Consider the following 18747-nt stretch of genomic DNA (forward strand, 5'->3'; position numbering starts at 1 on the left):
ACGCCGGCGCCCGCCGTCCCGAGGAACCGCGTCGGCCGGTGCGCCCGAACCCGCCGGACGATCGCCGGACCGCGGTGTTGCCGCCGGTGCGTGACGACCAGCCGCAGCTGCGCGACCCGATCGATGCGGTCAAGCGCGCGCTCGACGGCGGGCCCCGCAAACCTCCGCCGCCCCCGCCGCCGGGCTTGCCGCCCCGCCGCGGTGGACCGTCCCGTGGCGGTCCCTCGGATCGCCCGCCGAGCCTGCGCCAACAACTCAACCGGACGTGGTTGCGGCGCGGCCTCATCGCGATGGTCGCCGTGCTCATCGTGTTGCCGATGGTGACGTTCGGGATGGCCTACATGATCGTCGACGTCCCCAGCCCCGGGGACATCCGCACCGCGCAGGTGTCGAACATCCTCGCCAGCGACGGCAGCGAGATCGCGAAGATCGTCCCGCCCGAGGGCAACCGCGTCGACGTCAACATCGACCAGATCCCGGTGCACGTGCGCGACGCCGTGATGGCCGCCGAGGACCGCGACTTCTACTCCAACCCCGGCTTCTCGCTGACCGGCTTCCTACGCGCGGCGAAGAACAACATCTTCGGCGGCGACCTGCAGGGCGGGTCGACGATCACCCAGCAGTATGTGAAGAACGCGTTGGTCGGCGACGCCCGCTCCGGCGTCGGTGGCCTGATCCGAAAAGCCAAGGAACTGGTCATCTCGACCAAGATGAGCGGCGAGTGGTCGAAAGACCAGGTGTTGCAGTCGTATCTGAACATCATCTACTTCGGCCGCGGTGCCTACGGCGTGGCGGCGGCGTCGCGCGCCTACTTCAACAAACCTGTCGAGGAGTTGACCGTCGCCGAGGGCGCACTGCTGGCCGCGTTGATCCAGCGGCCTTCGGTGCTCGACCCCGCGGTCGACGCCGAGGCCTCGGAGCGGCGGTGGTCCTGGGTGCTCGACGGCATGGTCGAGATCGGCGCGCTGTCCCCGCAGGACCGCGCCGCGCAGGTGTTCCCGGCGACCATCCCGCCCGACGTCGCGACCACGCAGAACCAGACCACCGGACCCAACGGGCTGATCGAGCGGCAGGTCATCAACGAGCTGCTGAACCTGTTCAACATCAACGAGCAGACGCTGAACACCGAAGGTCTGCAGATCACCACCACCATCGACCCGCAGGCGCAGGAGGCCGCCGTCGACGCCGTGGAGGAGTACCTCGACGGCCAGGATCCGGACATGCGCGCCGCGGTGGTGTCGATCGACCCGAAGACCGGCGGGGTGAAGGCCTACTACGGCGGCGCGGACGCCAACGGGTTCGACTACGCCCAGGCCGGCCTGCCCACGGGTTCGGCGTTCAAGGTGTTCGCGCTCGTCGCCGCCCTCGAGCAGGGCATGGGGCTGGGCTACCAGGTCGACAGTTCGCCGCTGACCGTCGACGGCATCCAGATCGGCAACGTCGAGGGCAGCAGCTGCGGGCGCTGCAACATCGCCGAGGCGCTCAAGCGGTCGTTGAACACCAGCTACTACCGGTTGATGCTCGAGCTGGAGAACGGGCCGGCCGACGTCGCCGAAGCCGCGCACAAGGCCGGTATCGCCGAGAGCTTCCCCGGCGTCGAGCACACCCTGTCCGAGGACGGCCAGGGCGGACCGCCCAACAACGGTGTGGTGCTCGGCCAGTACCAGTCCCGCGTCATCGACATGGCCTCGGCGTACGCGACGCTCGCCGCGTCCGGCGTCTACCGCAAACCGCACTTCGTGCAGAAGGTGGTCAACAGCGAAGGCCAGGTGCTCTTCGATGCGGGCCAGGAGGACAACTCCGGCGAGCAGCGCATCGATAAGGACGTCGCCGACAACGTCACCGCGGCCATGCAGCCGATTGCCGCGTACTCCAACGGGCACGCGCTGGCCGGCGGACGACCGTCGGCGGCCAAGACCGGCACCAACCAGCTCGGCGACACCGGCGCCAACCGCGACGCCTGGATGGTCGGCTACACCCCGTCGCTGTCGACGGCGGTGTGGGTGGGCACCAACGACGGCACCAAACCGCTGGAGAACAAGTGGGGTTCACCGGTCTACGGTTCGGGCCTGCCCAGCGACATCTGGAAAGCCACCATGGACGGGGCGCTCGACGGCACCGACAACGAGTCGTTCCCCAAGCCCGCTGAGATCGGCGGCTACGCCGGCGTACCGCAGGCCCCGCCGCCACCCCGGACGACGACGCCGCCGACCCCGTCGCAGACCGTCATCCAGCCGACGCTGGAGGTCGCCCCGGGCATCACGATCCCGTGGGGTCCGCCCACGACCGTGCCGGTCGGGCCTCCGCCGCCCGGTGGTGCGGTGCCGCCCGGGCCTGAGGTCATCCCGCCGCCGCCGGGAGTTCCGGGAGCGCCGCCTCCGGCTCCCGTGGCCCCGGGTGCGCCGCCGCCACCCGGACTGCCGCCCGCACCGCCGCCGCCCTTCCCGTGACGGCCGGGCCTGACTCGCCGGCGGGGGTGGATTCGCCGGCTCCGCCGGCGCGCGACCTCCGGAGCCTCGACGACCGCGACTTCCCCAGCCGCACCGACACGTTGGGCGCTGCGCTGGCCGGCACCATCGGCGGACCGGTCGGCCGCCACGCACTGATCGGGCGCACCCGGTTCATGACGCCGCTGCGCGTCATGATGATCATCGCGCTGATCTTCCTGGCGCTGGGCTACTCCACCAAGGCCGCGTGCCTGCAGACCACCGGCACCGGCACCGCCGACCAGCGCGTCGGCAACTGGGAGAACAACCGCGCCTACTACCAGCTCTGCTACTCCGACACCGTGCCGCTCTACACCGCCGAATTGCTCAATCTCGGTAAGTTCCCGTACAAGTCGAGCTGGATCGAGACCGACGCCGAAGGCAATCCGCACACCACCTACGACGGCAAGCCGGCGGTGCGGTACATGGAGTATCCGGTGCTGACCGGGCTCTACCAGTACCTGTCGATGACGGTCGCGAAAACCTATACCGCTCTGACGAAAGCGGTGTCGGTGCCGATCATCGCCGAGGTGGTGATGTTCTTCAACGTCGCCGCGTTCGGGCTGGCTTTGGCCTGGCTGATCACGTTGTGGGCCACGGCGATGCTGGCCGGTCCGCGCCGGATCTGGGATGCCGCGCTGGTGGCCGGTTCCCCGATCGTGATCTTCCAGATCTTCACCAACTTCGACGCGCTGGCAACGGCTTTCGCCGCCGGCGCCCTGCTGGCGTGGGCGCGACGACGACCCGGCCTGACAGGTGTGCTGATCGGCCTGGGTGTGGCGGCCAAACTCTATCCGGTGCTGCTGCTGGTTCCGTTGGTGCTGTTGGCGATTCGTACCGGCCGAATGCGCGAGGTCGGCAAGACCGCCGGTGCCGCGGTTCTCGCGTGGTTGGTGGTGAACCTGCCGATCATGGTGTTGTTCCCGCGCGGATGGTCGGAGTTCTTCCGGCTCAACGCTCGTCGCGGTGACGACATGGACTCGATCTACAACGTCGTCAAGTCGTTCACCGGCTGGCAGGGCTTCGACCCCGGCCTGGGGTTCTGGGAGCCGCCGTCGGTGCTCAACGCCTTCACTGCGGCGGCGTTCGCCGCGGGCTGCATCGCGATCGGCTACATCGCGCTGACCGCACCGCGGCGTCCGCGCGTGGCGCAACTGGCGTTCCTGGTGGTGGCGGTGTTCCTGCTGACCAACAAGGTGTGGAGCCCGCAGTTCTCGCTGTGGCTGGTGCCACTGGCGGTGCTGGCGCTGCCGCACCGCCGGATCCTGCTGGCGTGGATGACCATCGACATGCTGGTGTGGGTCCCGCGGATGCTCTACCTGTTCGGCGAGCAGAACCGTGGCCTGCCCGAGCAGGCGTTCACCGCCACGGTGCTGCTGCGCGACATCGCGGTGGTGGTCCTGTGCGTCCTGGTGGTGCGGCAGATCTACCGGCCGTCGCTGGACCTCGTGCGGCGCGGCGGCGTGGACGATCCTGCCGGCGGTGTGTTCGACCGTGCGCCTGATGCACCACCGCAGCGGCTGCCGGACTGGCTGCGTCCGCGCACCCGCGATTTCGCAGATCAGCGGGCCCTCCTGTAACCTGGCCCGGTTGCCGACGCAGGCGACCCTCCTGCCGCGGACACGCCGCGGCCGACCAGACCAGAGGAGGTGATGGGTTCCTTATGCGTCCATACGAAATCATGGTCATTCTCGACCCCACTCTCGACGAGCGCACTGTCGCACCGTCGTTGGAGACGTTCCTGAACGTCATCCGCAAGGACGGCGGCTCCGTCGACAAGGTCGACATCTGGGGACGACGCCGCCTGGCCTACGAGATCGCCAAGCATGCCGAGGGCATCTACGCGGTGGTCGACGTCAAGGCCGAGCCGGCCACGGTGTCCGAGCTCGACCGTCAGCTTAACCTCAACGAGTCCGTGCTGCGGACCAAGGTGATGCGGACCGACAAGCACTGAAAGCCGCCGCTCGTCGGAGCCGCTGCGTAGGCTCGCGCGCAACACGCGCTGCGAAGCCCGCGGGCGCGGAAACCGACTAGCACTGCACAGGAGGAACTCGTGGCTGGTGACACCACCATCACCGTCGTCGGAAACCTGACCGCCGACCCGGAACTGCGTTTCACCCCGTCGGGTGCTGCGGTGGCCAACTTCACCGTGGCGTCCACGCCGCGCATCTACGACCGCCAGAGCGGGGAGTGGAAGGACGGCGAGGCGCTGTTCCTGCGGTGCAACATCTGGCGGGAGGCCGCCGAGAACGTGGCTGAGAGCCTGACCCGCGGCTCGCGGGTGATCGTGACCGGCCGGCTCAAGCAGCGGTCCTTCGAAACCCGTGAGGGCGAGAAGCGCACCGTCGTCGAGGTCGAGGTCGACGAGATCGGTCCCTCGCTGCGCTACGCGACGGCCAAGGTCAACAAGGCCAGCCGCAGCGGCGGCGGTGGCGGCGGGTTCGGCAGTGGCGGTGGCGGCTCACGTCCCGCCGGTGGCAGTGGCGGCGGCGGCCAAGAAGACCCGTGGGGCAGCGCGCCCGCATCGGGTTCCTTCGGCGGCGCCGACGACGAGCCGCCCTTCTGACACTTTTCCTAGCGATTTTTGAGAAAGAGAAAGACACATGGCGAAATCCACCAAGCGTCGCCCGGCACCGGAAAAGCCGGTCAAGACGCGCAAGTGCGTGTTCTGCTCCAAGAAGGGGCAGGACATCGACTACAAGGACACCGCGCTGCTGCGTACCTACATCAGCGAGCGAGGCAAGATCCGCGCCCGCCGCGTGACCGGCAACTGCGTTCAGCACCAGCGTGATATCGCGATCGCGGTGAAGAACGCCCGTGAGGTCGCGCTGCTGCCGTTCAGCTCGTCGGCGCGTTGAGCCAGGACAGGACGAAACGATGAAACTGATTCTGACCGCTGAGGTCGAGAACCTCGGTACGGCCGGTGACACGGTCGAGGTGAAGGACGGCTACGGCCGCAACTACCTGCTGCCGCGTGGCCTGGCCATCGTGGCCACCCGCGGTGCGCAGCGTCAGGCCGACGACATCCGTCGCGCCCAGGAGCTCAAGAGCGTCAAGGGCCTCGAGCACGCCAACGAGCTCAAGCAGGCCCTCGAAGCCCTCGACAGCGTCGAGCTGAGCGTCAAGACGGCCGGGGACACCGGCAAGCTGTTCGGCTCGGTCACCGCGGCCGACGTCGTCGCCGCGATCAAGAAGGCCGGCGGCCCGAACCTCGACAAGCGCACGGTCCAGCTGCCCAAGGCGCACATCAAGACCGTCGGCACCCATCCCGTCACGGTGCGTCTGCACCCCGACGTGAACGCCACGGTGTCGCTGAACGTGGTCGCCGGCTAGTCGCCGGACCACCCACCCAGCTCGGCATACGGCCGGGTAGAGACCGGACAGGTCTCTACCCGGCCGTTGCTGTATCCCGCGTAACCGCGTGGCGAACATTTTCTGGGCAAAGCGACTACAGCGAACATCACCCGCTGTTAACCTGCGCGACCCCGGTCCGTCACGCAACACGCCCGAAAGCGTTGCCGAACACGACACGCCGGGCAATTTGCCATCCCCAACTGTGAACAGCACTTATGGTGCGTTCATCTGCAGGGATCGGATGAACAAGGTCATTGATCCACAGGTTGTCCCCAAGGGCTCAACATGGCTCACCAGAGATATCCACACTCCATCCACAGGTCGGCTAACAAGGGCCGCTTGCGCCTGCGCCAGCAACGTCTAGCGTTGGCCGTCGCAGGAACCTGTACGGACTTTCGATCTTGTTTTGTCAGACCCCGTCCCTACAGTTCCTCGAAAAGGCGTTCGAACCGAATATGGAGGGGGTGCGGTACTGCGTGGCAGTCGTAGATGACCTGGGTCGTCCCGGTGAGAGCGCGGCGGCGGAGCCTCCGCCGAGCGAGGATTTCGGGCGTCAGCCCCCGCAGGATCCTGCGGCCGAGCAGGCGGTGCTCGGAGGCATGCTGCTGAGCAAGGACGCGATCGCCGACGTGCTGGAGAAGCTGCGTCCCGGCGACTTCTACAAGCCGGCCCACCAGATCGTCTACGACGCGATCCTGGACCTCTACGGGCGCGGTGAGCCGGCCGACGCCGTCACCGTGGCCGCCGAGCTGGATCGGCGCGGGCTGTTGCGCCGCGTCGGTGGGGCGCCGTATCTACACACGCTGATCTCCACGGTGCCCACTGCGGCCAATGCCGGCTACTACGCCGAGATCGTCGCCGAGAAGGCGCTGCTGCGCCGTCTGGTGGAGGCCGGCACCCGCGTGGTGCAGTACGGCTACGCCGGGGCTGACGGCGCCGACGTCAGCGACATCGTCGACCGTGCCCAGGCCGAGATCTACGACGTGACCGAGCGCCGCGCCGCCGAGGACTTCGTGATCCTCGAGGAGATCCTCCAGCCCACGATGGACGAGATCGACGCCATCGCGTCCGAGGGTGGCATCTCCAAGGGTGTGCCGACCGGGTTCGTCGAGCTCGACGAGGTCACCAACGGGCTGCACGCCGGGCAGATGATCATCGTCGCGGCCAGGCCTGGTGTCGGAAAATCAACGCTGGCACTGGATTTCATGCGTTCGTGCTCGATCAAGCACCAATTGCCCAGTGTCATCTTCTCTTTGGAGATGAGCAAGACCGAGATCGTCATGCGTCTGCTGTCGGCCGAAGCGAAGATCAAGCTTGCCGACATGCGTTCGGGCCGGATGAGCGACGACGACTGGACCCGGCTGGCGCGCCGCATGAGCGAGATCAGCGAGGCGCCTTTGTATATCGACGATTCGCCGAACCTGACGATGATGGAGATCCGCGCGAAGGCGCGCCGCCTGTCGCAGAAGGCCGGCCTGCGGCTGGTGGTCATCGACTACATGCAGCTGATGAGCTCGGGCAAGAAGTACGAGTCGCGTCAGCAGGAAGTCTCGGACTTCTCGCGCAGCATCAAGCTGATGGCCAAGGAACTCAACGTTCCCGTCGTGGCGATCAGCCAGCTGAACCGTGGCCCTGAGCAGCGCACCGACAAGCGCCCGCAGGTATCTGACCTTCGCGAAAGCGGGTCCCTTGAGCAGGATGCGGACATGGTGATCCTGCTGCACCGCCCCGATGCGTTCGAGCGTGACGACCCGCGTGGTGGCGAGGCCGACCTGATTCTCGGCAAGCACCGTAACGGCCCCACGAAGACGATTACCGTGGCGCACCAACTGCATCTGTCGCGCTTTGCGAACATGGCGAAGGCGTAGGGGTCGCGCAGGTTCTCAAGTCTGACCGCACCTCTTCGTGACCGACTGCACCACTGTTGCACTTGTCCAGACCGATCTGAGACGCGACAGCAGATCTCCTATCAAAAGTGAGCGTGTTTGCCGCGTATCCGCGTAATCCTCCCGCGGGGACTCAACTACGAGTGGCCCAAACTCGGCCGGTAGTCAGCCGCCTCGGACTCAGCAGCAAGCAACGCATCCAGTTCGCCCTCCTGCTGGGCAACAAACACACCGATCACCTGGCGGCACACCTCCGGCACGCTCACCCCACGCATATCAGCAATACGTTTCAACCCGATCAGCATTGACGTGGACACGTGAAACTGCACGGCGAATTGACCGCACGAGCCATCCTCGGGCGGCAAACCCGGACCTATCACCACAGGATCATTCGCCTCGAATTCGTCCAGCTCGGTACGGCGCGCTCTCTCAACGGCCCCACCCGCGTCGCCCGCAGTGCGGTCGGCGGAGTGGAACTCCTCATGGCTGAACAAACCCATGCCGCCAACGTTAGACCTCGCAGAACTCCGAAGCCGCTACGTGAGCGGCACCGCTTGCCGGGGTCGACCGACAGCGAGGGGTCTGCCGTAGAGCTTTCGCTGCAATGCGGGCGAGAGCGGCCCCGCGAGTAGCCTCGTCACATGCCACGCAAACTCACTGACGACGAAATCGCGGAGCTTCTCGACAGCCGTCCGGGCTGGGCGATCCTGACCACGATCGACAAGGACGGATTCCCACACACCGTGCCGCTGGGGTACTTTCGGTTGGGTGGCGATGTCGTCATGGGTGTGCGAGATGGCACGCGCAAAGTGGCCAACATAGAGCGCAACTCGGCCGTGAGCGTCATGCTCGAAGACGGTTCAACCATGGCGGATATCCGCGGGGTGATGTTCCAAGGTCACGCACGCATCGTTCGGGACGCTGCTGAAACGCTGGAGCTCGCACGCCACGGTGCCCGGTCACGCGGCGTGCAGGAGTCCGAGTGGCCCACCGCGCCGAGACCGGGTGCCACCTACATCTACGTGACCCCCGCGCGAACCCTGTCTTGGGACTACGGCGACTCGTCGGACGACGAATAGCCGCGGCGGACCTCCAAGTCCGCCGCAGGCGTCGTTCACATCAGGGGTGGACATGAAGCTCGGGAAGCGACAGGTCGTGAGATGCAACGACATGAACAATCGCAGCCGAGGGTGAGTGGTTCAGGAAGCGGTTCGACCGCCGTCTGCGGGCACTATCGCGCCGTGAATGAAACTGGCATCGTCGCTGGCGAGAAAGACTGCTGTCGTGGCGATTTCGGCGGCCTCCGCTGCCCGACGTGCCGGTGCCTGGCGCATCATGTGGACCAGGCCGTCCTGGCCGAACTGGGCGACGGCGTTGTCGGTGAGGGTCGGGCCGGGGGCAACGGCGTTGACGCGAACGCCCTGGGGGCCGTACTCCGCCGCCCAGCATTTCGTCAGGTGATTGAGGGCCGCCTTGCTGGAGGCGTACACAGCAGAACCGTCGGTGCCGAAGGACGCAACCATGGTCGATACATTCACGACGACCCCTCCACCGGAACGCTCGGTTTCCCAGGGACACATCTCCGCGTCGCAGCAGGGCCGGATACTCGACACCCGCAGCGGCGAGAGAGTCCCGATGCCCGCAATCCCGGTGCCGGACAACGACAACCTGGAGGAGTTCGCCTGCGTCGTGACGTCGACTGAGAACTCGGATCTACTCGTGACGTTCGCATTCACTGCTACCACACCCTCAGCAGGTCTGACGCCCGAAGAGCGCTATACACAGCTCGTGATGCTCGATGGTGTGTCGAAAGAGGCAACTGCGACGGTGCGACTGCCTGCACCGGTGGATTCGTTCCGGCTGCAACCAGCCACTGATGGCGGCGTCTATTTTCTGGAGCAGTCCCGCTACGACGGAAAACCTCTGTCGCTCAGATCCTACGAGCCCAAGACACTCGCGCAGCGAGTCGAAATGACAGCCGAACCATCTGAGTCGCTCTACGTGACATATGCCGGATACGCGACGACTCGGAAGACCGGAACGCAGCTGGTGAGCCCGACGCAAGCCTACGACCAGTGGGTGGCGGAGTTCTTCGACGGCACCGATGGATCGAAGGTCGGCGAGTTCCCGAACGTGGTGTCCACCGACATGCAAGCCACCCCCGCCGGCTTCCTGATGTACCACGGGGGAGGGGACCCGTCCGAGCCAGGCGTGTTCCTCTTCGACATGCAGACAAGGAAGACCTCTGGACCCGTAGCGCCCTATTTGGCCGACACCTCGTCCTATGGCGACCTGCTCTTACTCAAAGGCGCCAGGGACGGTGCGTATCTCACGGTGTACGACAGGAAAGCCGAGAAGGAGGTCTTTGCGCTCGATCAACAGCAGATCGAAGGCTTGAAGATTGATCTGTCCAACACGTATCTCGGGTCCAACTACCTGTATGTGACGAATGAATCGGACAATCCGGTCATCGACCTGACCACCGGCCAACCGGTGCACTCCGGATGGTCACTGGTGCCGCTGAGTCCGCTCAAAGAGGGGTGGGAACTGATCTGGCCTGCCGGGCCCGGCGAGGCGCTGGCACCGCAAGGGATCTATCCGGATTCGCTGTACGCCGCACGCGGAGAGTCCGGCGACTACGACGGACCCTGGTACTGACCGCCTCTACCCCGACCACGGTCCCCTACCGTGCGGCTCGTTCGTGCGTACTGGTGCGAACGTTCCTGCGCGGTATGACGCGATGCGACGGATTCTCCGCCATTGTTCCGCACGCGTGGTTCACCCGGCTCGCAAACGCCGGACAGCACTCACAGAGCTCTCGAGATGATCTGCTTCATCACCTCGTTGGCTCCGCCGTAGATCCGTTGCACGCGAGCATCTTCGTACATCCGGGCAATCAGATACTCCCGCATGTAGCCGTACCCGCCGTGCAGCTGCACGCAGCGATCGATCACCGCGCACTGCTGGTCGGTCAGCCAGTACTTCGCCATCGCAGCCTCGGTGGGGTCCAGTTCACCGCGGAGGTGGGCCTGGATGCAATGGTCGAGAAATATGCGGCAGGTTCTGGTGAGGGTGGCGCATTCGGCGAGTTCGAAAGCGGTGTTCTGGAATTCGAACAGACTGTGGCCGAAGGCTTGCCGCGATTTGGTGTAGGCCACGGTATCGTCGACCGCACGCTCCATCCCGCCGACCGCCTGCGCCCCGATGATCAGCCGCTCCTGCGGTAGTTGGGCCATCATCTGGCCGAAGCCTCGGCCCTCGACCTCGCCCAACAGGTTGGTCACCGGCACCCGGACATCGGAGAATGACAACTCCGAGGTGTCCGCGCCGTGCTGGCCGACCTTGTCCAGGACTCGGCCGACCTCGAAGCCGGGGGTGTCGCGCAGGTCGACGATCAACAGCGACACCCCGCGCGCACCGGCCTTCGGATCGGTCTTGACCGCCAGCAGAATCATGTCGGCTGAACTGCCGTTGGTGATGAACGTTTTCGAGCCGTTGACGATGTATTCGTCGCCGCTACGGATCGCAGTGGTGCGGATGGCCTTCAGGTCTGATCCCGCGCCGGGCTCGGTCATCCCGAGGGCGGTCAACACCTCGCCGGTCGCCATCGCGGGAAGCCACTGCTTCTTCTGCTCCTCAGTCCCGTACTCGAGGAGGTAGTGCGGAACGATGCCGCTGTGGATGGCGATGCCGAAGGCGAGATCGCCGGCGTAGCCCTGCGCCTCGAAGACGGCGAGGTCATGGGCGAAGGTGCCACCCCCGCCGCCGTACTCCTCGGGGATCGAACACAACAGCAGCCCGAGCTTGCCGGCCTCGAGCCAAACCGAGCGATCGATGCGGCGTTGTTTGTCCCACAGTTCGGAACGTGCCATCACCTCCCGCTCGAAGAACCCGGCCGCGAGTTCTGACAACGCAGCGACCTGCTCGTCGTGCCAGGCGGGGACGTGTTTGTTGAGCATGGTGTTTCCTTCACGGGCGGGTAGGGCGGCTGTCGCGTGAGCAGCGAACCGTAGCTGATTCGCGTGTGGCGTCGAGGTCCCTTTACCGCTGACCGGTCACTGCGGCAGGTAGATCGACTTCGTCACCTGATAGGCAGCCAGGCCTTCCGGGCCGAGTTCGCGGCCGAGTCCGCTGGCCTTGACCCCTCCGAACGGGGCGCAGAAGTCCAGGGAGTAGTGGTTGATGCCGATGGACCCTGTGCGGATGCGCCGGGCGACGTCGAGGCCGCGTTGTTCGTCGGCGGTCCAGACGCTGCCGCCGAGTCCGTAGTCGGAGTCGTTGGCGATCTCGACGGCCTCGTCGACGCTCCGGTACGGAATGACAGCCAGAACCGGTCCGAAGATCTCCTCGCGTGCGATCGTGTGGGAGTTGTCGACGTCGGCGAAGATGGTCGGTTCGACGAACCAGCCCTGGTCGCGGTCGGTGGGGCGCCCACCGCCGGTGGTCACGCGACCGCCCTCGGCGACACCCTTGTCGATGTAGCCCTGCACGCGTTGTTGTTGGCGCGCCGAGGCCAGCGGCCCGATCTGGGTGCTGCTGTCCAGGGCGTCGCCGACGACCAAAGAACGCGCGAAATCGGTGAGCGTGTCGACGATCTCGGTGTAGCGGTGACTCGGTGCGAGCACCCGGGTGCCCAGGTAGCAGGTCTGACCGTTGTTCATCAGCGTGGCTTCGAAGAACTGTCCCAGAAGCGTCGGCAGGTCCGCGTCGTCGAGGATCACCGACGCCGATTTGCCGCCGAGTTCCAGCGTCATCGGGCGGATCAGCCGACCGCAGACTTCGCCGATCGCGCGGCCGGCCGCCGTGGATCCGGTGAAGGCGACCTTGTCGATCCCGGGGTGCGCGACCAGGTAGGCACCCGCCTCGGCACCACCGGCAACGATGTTGACGACGCCGTCCGGGATGTCGGAGGCGCGGACCGCCTCGGCCAGCACCTGCGCGTCGAGCACCGTCTCCGGCGACGGTTTGATCACCACGGTGCAGCCGGCGGCCAGCAGCGGTGCCAGTTTGAAGAAGGTCAGTGCCTGCGGGAAGTTCCACGGGATGATGGCAGCGACCACACCGACGGGTTCACGCCGGATCATGGTGCGGCCACCGGCCATTCCCTGCCGGATCTCCTCGTCGACTTGTTGGGTGACCAGACCGGCGTAGTACTCCAGCAGCACGGCAGGGACCACCGCCTCGGTCGCCGAGGAGATCGCGATCGGCATTCCGTTCTGCGAGCTGACGAGGCGGGCGGTGTCAGCGGAGCGTGCCTGCAGTTCACGGGCCAGCGAGCGCATCTTCGCCGCGCGGTCGGCGGGTGCCAGTGTGGGCCAGTCGGAGTGGTCGAAGGCACGTCGGGCCGCGGCGACGGCCGCGTCGATGTCGGCGGGAGCGGCACCGGGCACGGTGGCGATCTCGCGGCCGGAGCTCGCCTCGACCACGGTGATCGACTCGGAGCCGGTGGGTTTCACCCATGCACCGTCGATGAAGAAGCCCTCGGCGTTGTCGATCGAGAAGGTCGGGGCTGTGGTCATGATTCCTCCTGGGGCTCAGATAGTCTGCGCAGCATTAGATGTCGCGAGTTCGCGGCCTCGCTCGCGGAGCTCGATCTTGCGGACCTTACCGGTGACGGTCATGGGATAATCGTCGACCACGACGACGTAGCGCGGGATCTTGTAGTGCGCGATGCGGCCGGTGCAGAATTCCCGGATGGTCTCGGCGGTGGGGTGCGGCGCACCGTCGCGGACCCGAAGCCACGCCATCAGCTCTTCGCCGTAGCGGTCATCGGGGACACCCACCACCTGGGCGTCGATGATGTCGGGGTGCGTGTAGAGAAACTCCTCGATCTCGCGGGGATAGATGTTCTCACCACCGCGGATCACCATGTCCTTGATCCGGCCGGTGATCGCTATATAGCCGTCTTCGTCCATGACCGCGATGTCGCCGGTGTGCATCCATCCGTCGGCATCGATGGCATCTGCGGTCTTCTCCGGCTCGTCCCAGTAGCCCGACATCACGCTGTAGCCGCGGGTGCACAGTTCGCCGGGTTCTCCGCGCGGCACGGTCCGGTCCGAGTCGGGAGCGACGATCTTGACCTCGAGGTGTGGCCCCACCCTTCCGACGGAACCCACACGTTGAGCGAGGGTGTCGGACGGGCGGGTCTGGGTGGACACCGGCGAGGTTTCGGTCATGCCGTAGCAGATGGCGACCTCGCCCATGTTCATCACGTCGATGACCTGGCGCATCACCTGTTCCGGGCACGGCGAACCCGCCATGATCCCGGTCCGCAGACTGCTGAGGTCGTACGACGCAAGGTCTTTGAGGTCGAGTTCGGCGATGAACATCGTCGGCACGCCGTACAGCGAGGTGCACCGTTCCTGAGCGACGGCGGTCAGGGTGGCGACGGGATCGAACCCCGGGGCCGGGATGACCATCGCCGACCCGTGTGACGTGCACGCCAGGTTTCCCATCACCATCCCGAAACAGTGGTAGAAGGGCACGGGGATGCACACCCGGTCTTCCTCGGTATAGCCCAGCCCCTCACCGACGAAGTAGCCGTTGTTGAGGATGTTCGAGTGCGACAGCGTGGCGCCCTTGGGAAAACCCGTTGTACCCGAGGTGTATTGGATGTTGATGGGATCTCCGGGCTGCAGCTTCTCGGCGATCGCATCGATCGCGGCTTCGTCGACCGGTGTGGAACAGAGGCGCTCCCAGGCGTCGGACCCGACGATGATCACGTCCTGGACGGAAGGGCAGCGTTCCGTGACACCCGCGAGCATCGCTTCGTAGTCGGATCCCTTGAATGACGAGGCGGCGATGACGGTCCGGATGCCGGCCTGCTTGAGTACGAAGTCGAGTTCGTCGAGTCGGTACGCCGGGTTGATGGTGACGAGGATGACCCCGATCCGGGCGGTCGCGTACTGGACGATGGTCCACTCCGCGGTGTTGGGAGACCAGAGTCCGACCCGGTCACCGCGGCGTACCCCCAATGCGAGCAGACCGCTGGCCAATTGTCGTGTGGCCGCCTGGAATTCCGCGTAGGTCCAGCGTCGACCTGTGGTGACCTCCACCAGTGCCTCCCGGTCGGGGAATCTGGCGGCCGTCTTGTCGAGGTTCTGACCGATGGTGTCGGCGAGCAGCGGAGTGCTCGTGTCCCCGCGGGCATAGGACGCTGCGGCTTCGCTCATCGGCTCTCCCTGTGTCTGGGTTTACTCAACATGTTTCTTGTGAGCCACACAACTATATGACATAGTGTCGTTAGAAAATGACACATTGTCAATAATGTTTTGCTCGGGAGGACGCGCCATGAGCTTCACGCTGCCGAAGTCCGGAATCGCCATCGACATCGACTTCGACCCGGCGCCGATCCGCGCGCGCTACGCCGAGGAACGGTCCAAACGCCTTCGGGACGACCACCTCGAGCAGTTCCAGGGCATCGACGACCTCCGTGAGATCGACGACGTCGACCCCTACAGCGAGCCCATCGAGCGCCCTGCGGTGCAGGCCGAGCACGACGTCGTCATCCTCGGCGGTGGCTTCGGTGGCCTGCTGGCCGGCGCCTATCTGACCCAGCAGGGGGTCAAGGACTTCCGGATCGTCGAGCAGGCCGGCGACTTCGGCGGCACCTGGTACTGGAACCGCTATCCGGGCGTGCAATGCGACGTCGAGTCCTACATCTATCTCCCGTTGCTGGAGGAGACCGGATTCATCCCGAGTCAGCGTTACGCCGACGGCGACGAGATCTTCGAGCACGCGCGACGTATCGGTCGCCATTACGACCTCTACCCGGCCGCGCTGTTCGGCACGTCGGCGACCTCGGTGACCTGGTCGGAGGACACCCGACGCTGGGAGATCCGCACCGACCGTGGTGACGTGCTGACCGCCCGCTTCGTCGTGCGTGCCAACGGACCGCTGAACAAGCCGCAGTTTCCGCGCGTCCCCGGCATCGCGGAGTTCAAGGGCTCGATGTTCCACACCAGCCGTTGGGATTACGACTACACCGGCGGAGACCAACACGGTGGGATGAGCAACCTGCGCGACAAGCGGGTCGCCATCATCGGCACCGGCGCCACCGGTGTGCAGGCGATACCGTTCCTGGCCGACGACGCCGCAGAGCTGTTCGTCATCCAGCGCACCCCCAGTGTCGTCGGCCCCCGCGACAACCGGCCCACCGACCCGGCGTGGGCGGCGAGCCTGGAGCCTGGCTGGCAGCAGCGACGCCACCACAACTTCAACTCGCTGGTCAACGGTCATCCGCAGGACGAGAACCTCGTCGGCGACATCTGGACGACGATCCTGACCGCGGTCACGGGACAGCAGCTGGTCGAAACACCGGTGACGTCACTGGAGCTCGAAGACCAAATGGTCCTGTCCGAGGTCGCCGACATGGCCCTGATGCGCGGAGTGCACGCGCGCATCGACAGCATCGTCGAAGACCGCGACACCGCCGAAGCACTCAAACCATGGTTCGGGGCGATCTGCAAGCGGCCCACCTTCAACGACGAGTACCTCCAGTCCTTCAACAAACCGAACGTACATCTGGTCGCATCGCCCAACGGCGTCGAGAGATTCACCGAGACGGGACTGGTGGTCGACGGTACCCATTACGACGTCGACTGCATCATCTTCGCAACCGGCTTCGAAACCGGTTCCGCCACAGCCGATCGCTACGGTTACGACATCATCGGGCGTGACGGACAGTCGATGCGCGAGAAGTTCGCCGACGGCCACAAGACGCTGCACGGCTTCTTCTCGGCCGGCTTCCCGAACTTCGTCGAGCTGGGCGTGAGCCAGAACGCCTACGTCGTCAACTTCACCTTCATGCTCGACCGGAAAGCCCGCCACGCCGCCCGGGTCCTCGCCCACGCGCTCGAACGCGACATCGCCACCATCGAACCCGACGAACAAGCGCAAGCCGAGTGGGTGCAACGCACCCGCGAGTCGTTCCTGGCGCGGATGTTCTACCTGTCGACGTGCACCCCGGGCTACTACAACGGCCAGGGCGATCTCGAGCGCGGCTTCTGGAACGACGTCTACCAGGGCAGCGAGGTCGAGTTCTGGGACATGATCGACAAGTGGTGGGACGACCAGGAATTCGCAGGGCTGCGGTTGCAGTCGGCTGACCTGCAACCGCAGCAGTAGGGCGTGGACCCCGAACCGCGGACGTCAACTGAACGCAGAACAGGAGATCCGATGAAGACCAAAGCCGCTGTGCTGTGGGGCCTGAACCAGAAATGGGAAGTCGAGGAGGTCGAACTCGACGGGCCGAAGGAACGCGAAGTCCTGGTCAAGCTGGTCGCCAGCGGACTGTGCCACTCCGACGACCACCTCGTGACCGGGGACATGCCGATGCAGCTTCCCGCGGTGGGCGGCCACGAAGGAGCCGGCGTCGTCGTCGATGTCGGCCCCGGTGTCAGCGAGGTCGAGGTCGGTGACCATGTGGTGCTGAACTTCATCCCCGCGTGTGGGCGGTGCCGCGAATGTGCTCGAGGCATGAGCAACCTCTGCGAACTGGGCGCGGCGATCGTGCTCGGTCCGCAACTCGACGGCACCCACCGGTTCCACGCCTGCGGCCAAGGGCTCGGGCAAATGTGTGCTCGGTACCTTCTCCGAATACACCGTGGTGCCTATGGCCTCAGTGGTGAAGGTGGACAAGGATATTCCGCTCGACAAGGCGGCGTTGGTCGGCTGCGGCGTGACCACCGGCTACGGCGCCGCTGTGCGCACCGGGGAGACCCAGGACGGCGACACCGTGGTGGTGATGGGCGTCGGCGGAATCGGGATCAACTCCGTCCAGGGCGCACGGATCGCCGGCGCGCGGCACATCGTCGCGCTGGATCCCGTCGCCTACAAGCGTGAACCGGCCGTCGAGTTCGGCGCCACCCACGCGGCGGCCGATGTCGATGAGGCGCGCGCCATCGTCACCGACCTGACCCGCGGCCGGATGGCCGATGTCTGCGTGGTGACCACCGACAGCGCGGAAGGCGCTTACGTCGGACAGGGCCTGAGCCTGGTGGGTAAGCGGGGGCGGGTCGTCATGACCGCCATCCCGCACCCGACGGACACCACCGTGGACATGTCGCTCTTCGACCTCACCCTCTACGAAAAGCAGGTCCGCGGTTGCCTGTTCGGCTCATCGAACCCTCGTCATGACATCTTCCGGATGCTCGACCTGTACGAGACCGGTCTGCTGAAGCTCGACGAACTCGTCACCCGGGAGTACACCCTCGATGACGTCAACCAGGGCTACGAGGACCTCAAGAACGGACGCAATCTGCGCGGCCTGATCCGGTTCTGAGCCGGATCAGGGTCTGCGCCGGCGGCGCTGTGCCGCCGGCGCGGCCGATGCGCCGGCTTGTGGCGCGGTGATACCCCAGGCCGACGCGATCCAAATGGACACCACCATGTCGCGTAGTTGCGCAGTCTGCGCTTCGTCGTGCTGCCGCAGTCGGTTCGTGTAGAAGATGTGCATGGTCATCTCCAACAGCGTGGAGGTGAGTGCGGGCACGTCGGGGGAGACGGGATGGGCCAGCCCCCGTTCCTGATCCTCGAGCACCTGGTTGGACACGATGTCGGCCAGTCGTTGGATCCAGTCCTGCCACAGCTCGGCCAACTGGGTGTCGAGCGGTATCGCCTGCACGGAGGCCATCAGGACGCCTTCGTGGTTGCGCCACAAGTCGAGCGCGATGTCGGTGGTGCGGCCGATGAAGTCGGCGGCGGACTCGTCGGCCGAGCGGCTGAAGAACCGCGCGCGGTCCATCAGCTCCGACCAGATCTCGGAGGTGATCACGGCCAGCGCTGTGTACTTCGACTCGAAATAGAAGTAGAACCCGGATCTTTGGACGCGCGCCGCCGCAGCGATCTCGCCGACGGTCAACTCCGTGATCGGACGGGTTGCCAGTAGGTCGGGCAGACAGTCGAGGATCGCACGGCGCTGGCGCTCACCCTTACTTGGTAGCCGCCGATCACCAAGCAGGACAGCATCTTCCCTGCCCGCGCCGGTTTTTGGGTCCGGCATAGTGCCCCATTCTAGCCGC

At 65.8% G+C, this 18747-nt stretch carries 16 protein-coding genes and 1 pseudogene; 11 read left to right on the top strand and 6 right to left on the bottom strand.

The features are described 5' to 3' along the window. Positions 1–38 precede the first annotated feature (38 nt). The 7 genes from ACAG25_RS04655 (at position 39) to dnaB (ending at position 7708) form a co-directional block, all read left to right on the top strand. Positions 39–2450: a transglycosylase domain-containing protein gene (locus ACAG25_RS04655; RefSeq protein WP_370487401.1), complete on the top strand. Its 2412-nt coding sequence runs from the start codon at positions 39–41 to the stop codon at positions 2448–2450. Between the two features lie 26 nt (positions 2451–2476). After that, positions 2477–4066, top strand: coding sequence for a glycosyltransferase family 87 protein (locus tag ACAG25_RS04660; protein WP_370487402.1), 1590 nt, complete (start codon positions 2477–2479; stop codon positions 4064–4066). Positions 4067–4149: 83 nt separating this feature from the next. Next, positions 4150–4440 (top strand): 30S ribosomal protein S6, encoded by a 291-nt coding sequence (rpsF, locus tag ACAG25_RS04665; RefSeq protein WP_018603055.1) that lies wholly within the window; start codon positions 4150–4152, stop codon positions 4438–4440. A gap of 99 nt (positions 4441–4539) precedes the next feature. After that, entirely contained in the window at positions 4540–5052 is a 513-nt protein-coding gene (locus ACAG25_RS04670) for a single-stranded DNA-binding protein (RefSeq protein ID WP_370487124.1), read from the top strand. Between the two features lie 37 nt (positions 5053–5089). After that, positions 5090–5344: a 30S ribosomal protein S18 gene (gene rpsR, locus ACAG25_RS04675; RefSeq protein WP_098003742.1), complete on the top strand. Its 255-nt coding sequence runs from the start codon at positions 5090–5092 to the stop codon at positions 5342–5344. 19 nt (positions 5345–5363) lie between these two features. Beyond that, complete coding sequence (gene rplI, locus ACAG25_RS04680; RefSeq protein WP_370487125.1) at positions 5364–5819, top strand: 50S ribosomal protein L9; 456 nt, start codon at positions 5364–5366, stop codon at positions 5817–5819. Between the two features lie 497 nt (positions 5820–6316). Further along, positions 6317–7708 carry a replicative DNA helicase gene (gene dnaB, locus ACAG25_RS04685; RefSeq protein ID WP_370487126.1) on the top strand — a complete coding sequence of 464 codons (1392 nt, stop codon included), beginning with the start codon at positions 6317–6319 and terminating at the stop codon, positions 7706–7708. Between the two features lie 155 nt (positions 7709–7863). Here the strand turns inward: dnaB and ACAG25_RS04690 are convergent, their stop codons facing one another. Continuing rightward, positions 7864–8226, bottom strand: a complete 363-nt coding sequence (locus ACAG25_RS04690; protein WP_370487127.1) for a hypothetical protein — start codon at positions 8224–8226, stop codon at positions 7864–7866. Between the two features lie 141 nt (positions 8227–8367). On the opposite strand from ACAG25_RS04690, the gene ACAG25_RS04695 reads away from it, so the two are divergent. Continuing rightward, positions 8368–8805, top strand: coding sequence for a pyridoxamine 5'-phosphate oxidase family protein (locus tag ACAG25_RS04695; protein WP_370487128.1), 438 nt, complete (start codon positions 8368–8370; stop codon positions 8803–8805). A gap of 120 nt (positions 8806–8925) precedes the next feature. Here ACAG25_RS04695 and ACAG25_RS04700 read toward each other — a convergent pair whose 3' ends face one another. Continuing rightward, on the bottom strand, positions 8926–9264 hold the full coding sequence (locus tag ACAG25_RS04700; RefSeq protein WP_370487129.1) for an SDR family NAD(P)-dependent oxidoreductase: 339 nt from the start codon (positions 9262–9264) through the stop codon (positions 8926–8928). Between ACAG25_RS04700 and ACAG25_RS04705 the strand changes: the two genes are divergently transcribed. After that, complete coding sequence (locus ACAG25_RS04705) at positions 9248–10384, top strand: hypothetical protein (RefSeq protein ID WP_370487130.1); 1137 nt, start codon at positions 9248–9250, stop codon at positions 10382–10384. The two genes, ACAG25_RS04700 and ACAG25_RS04705, sit on opposite strands and share 17 nt — an antisense overlap. A gap of 149 nt (positions 10385–10533) precedes the next feature. On the opposite strand, the gene ACAG25_RS04710 is transcribed toward ACAG25_RS04705, so the two are convergent. From ACAG25_RS04710 to ACAG25_RS04720, 3 genes are all read right to left on the bottom strand, one after another. Beyond that, on the bottom strand, positions 10534–11685 hold the full coding sequence (locus ACAG25_RS04710) for an acyl-CoA dehydrogenase family protein (RefSeq protein WP_370487131.1): 1152 nt from the start codon (positions 11683–11685) through the stop codon (positions 10534–10536). A 96-nt stretch (positions 11686–11781) separates the two neighbouring features. Continuing rightward, entirely contained in the window at positions 11782–13245 is a 1464-nt protein-coding gene (locus ACAG25_RS04715) for an aldehyde dehydrogenase (RefSeq protein WP_370487132.1), read from the bottom strand. A gap of 15 nt (positions 13246–13260) precedes the next feature. Next, entirely contained in the window at positions 13261–14898 is a 1638-nt protein-coding gene (locus tag ACAG25_RS04720) for an AMP-binding protein (RefSeq protein WP_370487133.1), read from the bottom strand. Positions 14899–15016: 118 nt separating this feature from the next. Here ACAG25_RS04720 and ACAG25_RS04725 point away from each other — a divergent pair, with 118 nt between their 5' ends. Both ACAG25_RS04725 and ACAG25_RS04730 read left to right on the top strand, forming a co-directional pair. Then, on the top strand, positions 15017–16852 hold the full coding sequence (locus ACAG25_RS04725) for a flavin-containing monooxygenase (RefSeq protein WP_370487134.1): 1836 nt from the start codon (positions 15017–15019) through the stop codon (positions 16850–16852). A 51-nt stretch (positions 16853–16903) separates the two neighbouring features. Next, a pseudogene (locus tag ACAG25_RS04730) lies at positions 16904–18008 on the top strand (NDMA-dependent alcohol dehydrogenase). Between the two features lie 6 nt (positions 18009–18014). Here ACAG25_RS04730 and ACAG25_RS04735 read toward each other — a convergent pair. Further along, positions 18015–18728, bottom strand: a complete 714-nt coding sequence (locus ACAG25_RS04735) for a TetR/AcrR family transcriptional regulator (protein ID WP_370487135.1) — start codon at positions 18726–18728, stop codon at positions 18015–18017. Between the last annotated feature and the right edge of the window lie 19 nt (positions 18729–18747).

The sequence above is a fragment of the Mycobacterium sp. pV006 genome (genome assembly GCF_041287115.1).
In the GTDB taxonomy this organism is placed as follows: domain Bacteria; phylum Actinomycetota; class Actinomycetes; order Mycobacteriales; family Mycobacteriaceae; genus Mycobacterium.

Bases quoted from the DNA above. Each gene is read 5' to 3' on its own strand.
- rpsF (WP_018603055.1), top strand. From the start codon at position 4,150: ATGCGTCCATACGAAATCATGGTCATTCTCGACCCCACTCTCGACGAG.
- rpsR (WP_098003742.1), top strand. From the start codon at position 5,090: ATGGCGAAATCCACCAAGCGTCGCCCGGCACCGGAAAAGCCGGTCAAG.
- rplI (WP_370487125.1), top strand. From the start codon at position 5,364: ATGAAACTGATTCTGACCGCTGAGGTCGAGAACCTCGGTACGGCCGGT.
- ACAG25_RS04690 (WP_370487127.1), bottom strand. From the start codon at position 8,226: ATGGGTTTGTTCAGCCATGAGGAGTTCCACTCCGCCGACCGCACTGCG.
- ACAG25_RS04695 (WP_370487128.1), top strand. From the start codon at position 8,368: ATGCCACGCAAACTCACTGACGACGAAATCGCGGAGCTTCTCGACAGC.
- ACAG25_RS04705 (WP_370487130.1), top strand. From the start codon at position 9,248: ATGGTCGATACATTCACGACGACCCCTCCACCGGAACGCTCGGTTTCC.
- ACAG25_RS04710 (WP_370487131.1), bottom strand. From the start codon at position 11,685: ATGCTCAACAAACACGTCCCCGCCTGGCACGACGAGCAGGTCGCTGCG.
- ACAG25_RS04715 (WP_370487132.1), bottom strand. From the start codon at position 13,245: ATGACCACAGCCCCGACCTTCTCGATCGACAACGCCGAGGGCTTCTTC.
- ACAG25_RS04720 (WP_370487133.1), bottom strand. From the start codon at position 14,898: ATGAGCGAAGCCGCAGCGTCCTATGCCCGCGGGGACACGAGCACTCCG.
- ACAG25_RS04725 (WP_370487134.1), top strand. From the start codon at position 15,017: ATGAGCTTCACGCTGCCGAAGTCCGGAATCGCCATCGACATCGACTTC.
- ACAG25_RS04735 (WP_370487135.1), bottom strand. From the start codon at position 18,728: ATGCCGGACCCAAAAACCGGCGCGGGCAGGGAAGATGCTGTCCTGCTT.